This window comes from Streptomyces sp. NPDC050388 (genome assembly GCF_040655635.1).
Lineage (GTDB): Bacteria > Actinomycetota > Actinomycetes > Streptomycetales > Streptomycetaceae > Streptomyces.
This window is the reverse complement of the sequence record NZ_JBFAKH010000156.1, coordinates 1,379-8,945: the sequence shown is the minus strand read 5'-3', so window position 1 is coordinate 8,945 and position 7,567 is coordinate 1,379. Positions and strand designations below refer to the sequence as shown.

The window sequence follows — 7,567 nt, the reverse complement described above, 5'->3', positions numbered from 1 at the left end:
ACCTGCGTTGCGAGGAAGTCCTGCTCTCCCCGGAAGAACGGGAGATCGAACGGGACTTCCGGCTGGCGGAGGTACGCGGCAAGAGCCCGTACGCGACACCGCATGCCGCCCGCCACTCGATGGCCCTCTACATGCTGGTCCTGCTGAACCAGCTGGTGGAGACCCGCTATGGGCTTTCGGCCGCGGACCGGCGGGACTTCGCCATGCTGTTCGGCGATCCGTGGTGGCTGGTGAAGACCCTCCTGGGGCACGCGGACGTGGAGGTGACGAAACGGCACTACCTCGCGCCGGTCGCGCACCTGCAACTGGAATCGATCCTTGCCGCGGCCGAACCCGCCGGCGAGGAGGAACAGCAGGTCGAGGACCTGGACGGTGTGTTCACCCGCCTTGCCCGGGAGTCGGAGGGCATCCAGGACATCGACGCCGTCCTTGAGGCGGCCCGGTGACCGGGCGGGGACGGCGAGCCGTCCTGCCGCCGGCCGATCACCGCACCGAGCCGCCGCTGGCTCCCGACGGGCTTGTGGTGACGGTCGTCAACAAGGCCGGATACGAGATGACGTTCGACTTCGCCGAACTACCCGTTGCCGAGGCGATGCAGCGGTCGCTGGCCGCGGTTTTCGCGATCCGGTCTGCGGGCTGGAACAGTCACGAGACCGCACGAGCTTCCTGGATCACGGTGAAGATGTTCGCGCGGTTCGTCGCCGAGCTGGAGCATCCCCCGCAGGACCTGGGGGACCTGACGCCCGCCATGCTCAAGCGTTGGCGCGCGAGGCATATCGGCACCAACAGCGGCAAGAGCGTGTTACGTCAGGTTCGGCCGCTGCTGCGGGCGGATCCGCGGCTGGCGGGCGGGCCGGTGGGGGAGGAACTGGCCCGGCGCATCCCGAAGACCGGGCCGATCAAGCAGTCGTACGGGAAGGAGGAGCGGGAGCGGGTCCTGCGGGTGGCCCAGCGGCAGTTCCGGACCGCTCTGCTGCGCATCCGCGAGAACACCGTCCTGTTGGAGAGGTGGCGGGCCGGTGGCCTGGAGGAAGGCAGCCGTGACTGGCGCCTGGGTGAAGTGCTCGATCACCTTGCGCAGACCGGCTACGTCCCGCACGCGGTCATGCCGAGTGGGGAATTCGTGAAGGACCGTGCGCTGCTGGGCGGCACCAGCCCGGAGAACACCTGGGGCAGGCTCTTCCTGTCCCGCTCCGAACTCACCGCACTCGGCGTGCTGTTGACCGACCGGTTCGGCTGGAACCTGTCTGTCTACGACCGGCTTCCAGCCCCTACCACCGCCCCGTCCGCCGGGTCGACGGCCACGGTGACCTACCTGGTTCAGATCGAAAAGCGCAGGCAGGGCGGAGGTCGATGGTTCTCCACCGAGAACATCACCGACTCCGGGGCTGACTCTTCCGGCAGGCTGATCACTCAGGCGCTGGAAGCCACCGCACATGGACGGGCCCTGGTTCACCGTTTCGCGCCCGACAACAACCTGTTGATGGTTGCGCGGATGCACTACCCCAAGCGGAGGCACCAGCGCACTGAACGGCCCCGCCCGGTGGGACCCTGCTCCTTCGGTATCGGCAACGGTGACGCCCAGCTTTGGTGGACTACACATGACCTGGGCGGATCTCCATTCCAGCGGGCGCGCAGGACGACGGTGGCGTGGGAAGGCCGTCCCCTTCAGCACAGCCAGGGCGCCCATCAGAGCATCTACGTGCTGCCCGACGAGCATGTTCAGCACGCTTCACGGAGCGTCTTCGAAGCCGGTGCCCGCGAGGCCCTCGAACAGGCCCAGGCCGTGGTCTTCGCCGGTAACATCGCCGATGCCCCGGCCCCCGGCCACGAGCAGACCGTGACCGCGGACTGTGCGGATGAGACGGCCAGCCCCTGGCCCGACGCGAAGGGCGGCTGCGGCGCGGACTTCCTGCTCTGCCTAGCCTGCCCCAACGCCCGCGTCCACCCCGGCCATCACCCCCGGCTCGCCCACCTGCACCAGAAGCTGCACAGCCTTCGGTCCGTCCTGCCCGACCGCTCCTGGAACGAGCGCTGGAGCGAGCACGCACTCCGCCTTGAGGACCTGCGCGACAAGGTCGGCCCGGCGGCCTGGACCGCGGCGCTCGCCCGCGTGAACGACGAGGACCGCACCCTGGTCCACCTCCTGGTGAAGGGAGAACTCACCCCATGACCGCCGTCGGCACCGCTGCCGAGATCGACACCTACGTGCTGACCATGCCCACCCCGGCCAGCCCCGTCGTGCTGCCCCAGTGGATCAGTCCCGGCAACACGCACCCGAACTCCCGCTACCAGGACGCCGTCTGGTCCATGGCCCCACTGATCGACAACCCCGGAACCGGCCTGGTCAAGCTCCACTGGAAGAATTGCCCCGAACCCCTGCGCGACCAGGTGAAACTCGCGGCCTGGACGATGCTCAACGGCCAGCTGAGGCCCACCTACCTCCAAACCCGAGGAGTCCAGGCCCGGTCCCGCTCGGGAGCCCCGGACATGCTCGCCACCTGCCTGGAGTGGATGCGGCTCTCCCGCTGGCTGCACGAGCGCCAGATCACCAGTCTGGGTGCCTGCACCGAGACGGAATGGCGGGCCTACGCGCGTGAACGTCTGCACCAGGTGTCCCGCGACACTGCGGCGATCATCTGCGTCCGGCTGGCGAACCTGTGGGCGTTCGACCAGCTCAGCGCCCGTCCGTCGGGCATCGCCCGACCTCCGTGGGAAGCCGAAGGAGTCGACGACTTCCTTCCCTCAGCCAATGCAGCCGGCGGCGGGGAGAACGCGACGGAGCCGCTGGACCCGCTGGTCCTCGGCCCCCTGCTGATCTGGGCCATCCGGTTCGTCGACGACTTCGCCGACGACATCCTCGCGGCCTGGGCCGAACGCCGCCGCTTGATCGCCGTTGCCGCTGCCACGAAGGCTTCGCCGGCCGGATGGGCCGCGCTGGAGGAGTGGCTGCTGCCCATGGTGCGGGCTGGTAACCCGCTGCCGGCCAGTTCGGAGAAACGCGAGATCCAGGTGGCCACCACCTACATCGCTGCTCTCACCGGCTCGAACCGCGGCCAGGTGTCGAGGTTCGTCCAGCAGCACGGTCTCGCGGAGATCGCCACAGCACGACCAGGTCCCTGCCCATTGCGGGTGCCGGTCGCCGGGCAGATCAACGGCAAGCCCTGGCGCGAGCACGTGGACTTCAACGAGGCCGCCGAGCTCATGCGGCACCTGGGTACGGCCGCGACGATCATCCTGCTCTACTTGACCGGGATGCGTCCCCAGGAGGTGCAGGGGCTGCGCTCCGGCTGCTGCCCCGACCCCGAACCCGCCGCTGACGGCACAGAGGTACGGCACCTGATCCACAGTCACCACTACAAGAACGTCACCGACGACGACGGCAACCACATCTCCGCAGGTGAAGTCCGCCAAGTGCCCTGGGGCGCGATCACACCGGTAGTTCACGCCATCCGCGTGCTGGAACGCATCGTCCCCGAGGGCGAACTCCTCCTCAGCACCGCCCACCACGAGTTCCGCTCCCGCCACAGCTACGCGGGCGCGCTGAAGAAGTCCACCTTGACCTTGCGTATCGAGTCCTTCGTGAACTGGGTGAACCGCGAGGCCGAAGCTCAGGGCCTCCCCGGCGAGACCATCCCCGACGATCCCCACGGCGCGATCGGACTGAGCCGGTTCAGAAGGTCCCTGGCCTGGCACATCGCCCGGCGTCCGGGAGGACTGATCGCGCTCGCCATTCAGTACGGCCACATGCGCACCGTCCTCGACGCACGCACCTCCAGCGGCTACGGCGCCCGTGTCCGCCGCGGCATCCACGCCATCCTCGACGTCGAAACGGCCCTCGCCGCCGCCGACACCGCGGCTCGACTGCGCGACCGCGTCGCCGCCGGAGAGAACGTCTCAGGGCCCGCCGCCCGCCGGGCCCTGACCGCCGCCGCCCACACCCCTCGCTTCGAGGGCCGCATCGTCCTCCGCGCTTTCGCCAGGAAAGCCAGCGCCTTCCTCGCCCGCGACGGCATCGTGCTCTACGACAACCCCGACGCGTTCCTGATCTGCGCCTTCAAGCACGACAACGCGCTCTGCGAACCAGAACCCGGCGCGACCGCCCCACGGCAGTACGACTGCCGACCCGGCTGCGGCAACACCGTCCGCACCGACACCCATGCCCGACAACTCCGCGAACGAGCCGAGGAACTTGATCAGTTCGCCGCCCATGCTCCCGGACCGGTCAGCAAACGTCTGCGGGCCAACGCCAACCGTCTCCGCGAGACGGCCGACACCCACGACGTCACCGCTCACTCCGCCGAGGCCCTCACATGAACCGACCGCACCACGACGAACGCGCCCGCATCCGTGAGGCCATGGACCGACTCCTGGCCGGAGAGGCCACCGCCTCCAACGGCAGCCTCACCGTCGTCGCCCTCGCCGCCGAGGCCGGCGTCCACCGCATGGCCCTCCTCAAACGGCACGTCGACTTGAAGAACGAGTTCTACGAGCGCGTCCGCGCAGAAACCCGACAGGTCCCGGAGACCGAGAAACGACTCCGGGAAACCGTCACCAAGCTCAAGAATACCGTCGCCAACCAGAAGGCCGAGATCGAGGAACTCCGCCGGCAGGTGACCAGACTCACGTTCGCCAGCGCCGTGCTCACTCATGATCGAGACGAGAGAGTGGAACGCACGCCCGTCCCCGACAACGTCGTCGCGTTCCCCCAATCGACAACCTGACGGATGCGCTAGCCAGTGCTGGCCCGGTCGGCACCGATGACGCCGGTCAAGCTCGTCAGCGATTCATGTTCATGTAATTGGTGCGATGCGCCCAAGCCTTCTTGGCGTATTTCTTGGGTAGCGTGCTGCACATCTGCCGTGCTTCATGTTCAGGGAATCTCCCCAAAGTGAAACCCACCCTGAGCGCTCGCCATTCTGCAACATGTGGTGCGTCCCTGGGATGAGAGAAGGCGATCTCCAGAACGCGCGCCGCCTGCGCGGTCGACAAATTTCCTAGAACGTCCCCCAATAGGGGGCCATTTCCCATGAGGTCAAGCGCCAGCATGAAACTTTGGGCATCTCTGCGATGCTCCATATGGAACCAGTACCAAGACATGACTGCAGAGGACTCGCTGAGATTGCAGATGAATTGAAGGACTTCTGGCCACTTGCCCGCTTCAAAGCAAATCTCGGCCGCCTGCTCCGGCGGGAGGGCGTTCACGGTCGGCCAAAAATGCCTCAGCATCAGCTTGAAGCATTCTTCCTTCTTTTCGAATCCAAGATTGCGCCAGACGTTGATCCAGCGATCATCAGGCATGGCCTGCAGGAAGTTGGCGATTACCTGCGGTTCATTCAGCCGAATGACCTTCGCGGCAGTCTCGCACAGATTCTCCCCTGTCACTTCGCTGGAGACGAGGGGGAGGATATCCAGTAGATACTCCGTGCCTACAACCCGTTCAATCAGCTCGCTTGGGAAAGCCGAGATGAAATACTTGGCTGTAGCCTCAGGCATTATGGATAGAAGGCGAGCCGCGCCACTGCCACTCATACACCCAAGGCGTACGATGGCGGCGACCTCATCCATGTTGTCCAGGACGTCGATCGCGCGTTCCGGATCCATTGCCTCTAGGCGGCGTGCGGCACTCTGGGCGTCGAGAGCCGCGATAATGGTTACGGCTTCCTCGGTGGGCATGCCGGAAAGCCGCCTTGCAGCCTCTAAGGTCGGCAAGGCGGCGTACTCGCTGGCTTGCGCCGCACCAGATACGCCGATATACATATTGCCCTGTGCGACTTGGTAAACGCGACTGTTGTCCGACGCGTTCACTCTAAATTCCGAGAAATCGACCCTCATAGATTCTCCCGAAGGATTCATGAGTCCTTGATGGTCAAGTTCCCCTGACCGACCTGGAATACCTTACTGTTTCCGTGGCTTGATGCCCTCATCGTGACATTCCCCGCCCATGCCTGGTCGCCTTGTGGAAGTGCAGGATTCAGTTCCTCATTCAAGATGTGGCGCAGTTCGCTTGCAATATCGGGATTGCTAGCGAGCAGCCGACGAAACTTCAGTTGCCACTCGGCAATGAGGGCGTCCCGCATGCTGCTATCGCCCGCAGCGTGAGCCGCGACAGCCTCATCACGGGCCTGGACTAGCTCGCCCTCCACTACCTCGGCCTGCTCCGGTCGTGCTTGGCGCCACAACGCGCTGACCGCCGCCTGCGCCCTACCCCAAGCATCGGTTACAAGGAGCCCGACGAGTGTTGTCCCTGCTGTACTGGCCAGCGTTACCAGTTCGGCGTCCATCCCGGCTCCCTGTCTGCGTCCCGGTCCATCTTGGTCAAGACTATGCAGGTATAGCGGCTGACGCCCTGTCAATCCAAGTCTTTCCCAAGGGAGGAGAGGGTTCGGTCTACTGATGTTGACGGCTGTTGCTCGTGTGAGCCACAAACCGGACGATCTCCCGTAGCCGTGCCTGCTCATTGACAGCCGGGGTTCAGACTCACGCTCTGAACAGAACAACTTGACAGGGAACGCCACCAACGTCGAACAGTCCGTGCGGGTGGAGCTGGTGATGTCCGCCAAACGGCACGGTATGCCGACCGTCGCGGTCATCGTCGCCACGTCCCTGAACCTGTGCCTGGAGCGGCAGGGCTCACGCCCGGACAACCGGCGCGTGCCCGAGGACGTCGTCCGTGCCCAGCACCAGGCCATGGTCCACTCGCACCAGCGCTTCGCCGCCGAAGGCTTCAACACGGTCGTCTTCGCCGACGCCCTGCGCCGCCTGGAGCCGTTCCTGAAGCAGCTCTCGCAGGCCCGGGAGGCCGACCTCGGGCGTGACGGCAGCGAGGGCCTGGGCGATCTGCTGCTGGTCCGCCGCTTCTTCGGCCCGGAGATCCTGCCGCTGTGGCGGTGGCAGCCGGGCTCGGACCTGGTGACCGGCCGCGACCGCGTCGCGGAAGTCCGTCTCGGGCAGCAGTCCCTCACCCTGGCCTTCCGTGACGACGTCGACGGCGAGGGCGACTTCGGCTTCGACGCCCTACTGCCCTGCCCCTTCGACCCGGAGTGCGACGGGCCGGCATGGGCACCGGCCTACAGCGTCAGCTGCCTGTACCGGGCGCTGACCGGCGGGCTGGACCGTGACGAGGACATCGTCTGCACCGTCCACGGTGACGGCGTCGACGACGACCAGGACGACGACCCCGAGGGCCGCGCGGACCTGGAAGCGCAGTACGCGGACGCGGTCGCGTGAGCCGCGCCGCCGACGGCCCGCACCCCCACCCGCTCACCCCGGCCGACCTCCCGGCCGGAGACGACTGGTGGCACGGCTGCCCGCAGTGTCACCAGCCGATCCAGGGCGGGGCCGCCGGCCTCGCCGCGCATCGCCGCACGGTCCACTCCAACTCCGGAGACCCTCGGCGCCCCATCACGATCCACCTGGAGTTCTGACACCGCCGCGCCACGGCGTGACGGACGCTCCGTGCCGCCCCGGCCCCGCATCACGGAGGCCGGGGCGGTCGCGGTGGTCCCTCATCACCGAGCACGGAAGGAGATGGACGTCATGACCCACCTGTACGAGGTCGACGTCC

Annotated in this window: 6 protein-coding genes and 2 pseudogenes; 6 read left to right on the top strand and 2 right to left on the bottom strand. The window is 66.7% G+C overall.

Annotated elements, in window-relative coordinates:
- From AB0I73_RS39010 to AB0I73_RS38995, 4 genes and pseudogenes are all read left to right on the top strand, one after another.
- Window positions 1-446, top strand: a pseudogene (locus AB0I73_RS39010) (integrase); the annotation flags it as partial.
- Window positions 443-2,173 carry a hypothetical protein gene (locus AB0I73_RS39005; protein ID WP_363045143.1) on the top strand — a complete coding sequence of 577 codons (1,731 nt, stop codon included), beginning with the start codon at window positions 443-445 and terminating at the stop codon, window positions 2,171-2,173. The pseudogene AB0I73_RS39010 and the gene AB0I73_RS39005, both read left to right, overlap by 4 nt.
- Entirely contained in the window at window positions 2,170-4,317 is a 2,148-nt protein-coding gene (locus tag AB0I73_RS39000) for an integrase (protein WP_363045142.1), read from the top strand. Before AB0I73_RS39005 ends, AB0I73_RS39000 begins: the two co-directional genes overlap by 4 nt.
- Window positions 4,314-4,724 (top strand): hypothetical protein, encoded by a 411-nt coding sequence (locus AB0I73_RS38995; RefSeq protein ID WP_363045141.1) that lies wholly within the window; start codon window positions 4,314-4,316, stop codon window positions 4,722-4,724. The genes AB0I73_RS39000 and AB0I73_RS38995 overlap by 4 nt, the downstream gene beginning before the upstream one ends.
- 55 nt (window positions 4,725-4,779) lie before the next feature.
- On the opposite strand, the gene AB0I73_RS38990 is transcribed toward AB0I73_RS38995, so the two are convergent.
- The gene (locus tag AB0I73_RS38990) at window positions 4,780-5,835 is read right to left on the bottom strand and encodes a hypothetical protein (RefSeq protein WP_363045140.1); all 1,056 of its coding nucleotides are present in this window, start codon (window positions 5,833-5,835) and stop codon (window positions 4,780-4,782) included.
- A gap of 17 nt (window positions 5,836-5,852) precedes the next feature.
- On the bottom strand, window positions 5,853-6,284 hold the full coding sequence (locus AB0I73_RS38985) for a hypothetical protein (RefSeq protein WP_363045139.1): 432 nt from the start codon (window positions 6,282-6,284) through the stop codon (window positions 5,853-5,855).
- A gap of 226 nt (window positions 6,285-6,510) precedes the next feature.
- Between AB0I73_RS38985 and AB0I73_RS38980 the strand changes: the two are divergent.
- Both AB0I73_RS38980 and AB0I73_RS38975 read left to right on the top strand, forming a co-directional pair.
- A pseudogene (locus AB0I73_RS38980) lies at window positions 6,511-7,230 on the top strand (AAA family ATPase); the annotation flags it as partial.
- Entirely contained in the window at window positions 7,227-7,427 is a 201-nt protein-coding gene (locus tag AB0I73_RS38975) for a hypothetical protein (RefSeq protein ID WP_363045138.1), read from the top strand. The pseudogene AB0I73_RS38980 and the gene AB0I73_RS38975, both read left to right, overlap by 4 nt.
- The last annotated feature ends 140 nt before the right edge of the window (window positions 7,428-7,567 follow it).

Excerpts from the sequence above, each read along its gene's own strand:
- AB0I73_RS38995 (WP_363045141.1), top strand. The coding sequence starts at position 4,314 with ATGAACCGACCGCACCACGACGAACGCGCCCGCATCCGTGAGGCCATG.
- AB0I73_RS39000 (WP_363045142.1), top strand. The coding sequence starts at position 2,170 with ATGACCGCCGTCGGCACCGCTGCCGAGATCGACACCTACGTGCTGACC.
- AB0I73_RS38985 (WP_363045139.1), bottom strand. The coding sequence starts at position 6,284 with ATGGACGCCGAACTGGTAACGCTGGCCAGTACAGCAGGGACAACACTC.
- AB0I73_RS38990 (WP_363045140.1), bottom strand. The coding sequence starts at position 5,835 with ATGAGGGTCGATTTCTCGGAATTTAGAGTGAACGCGTCGGACAACAGT.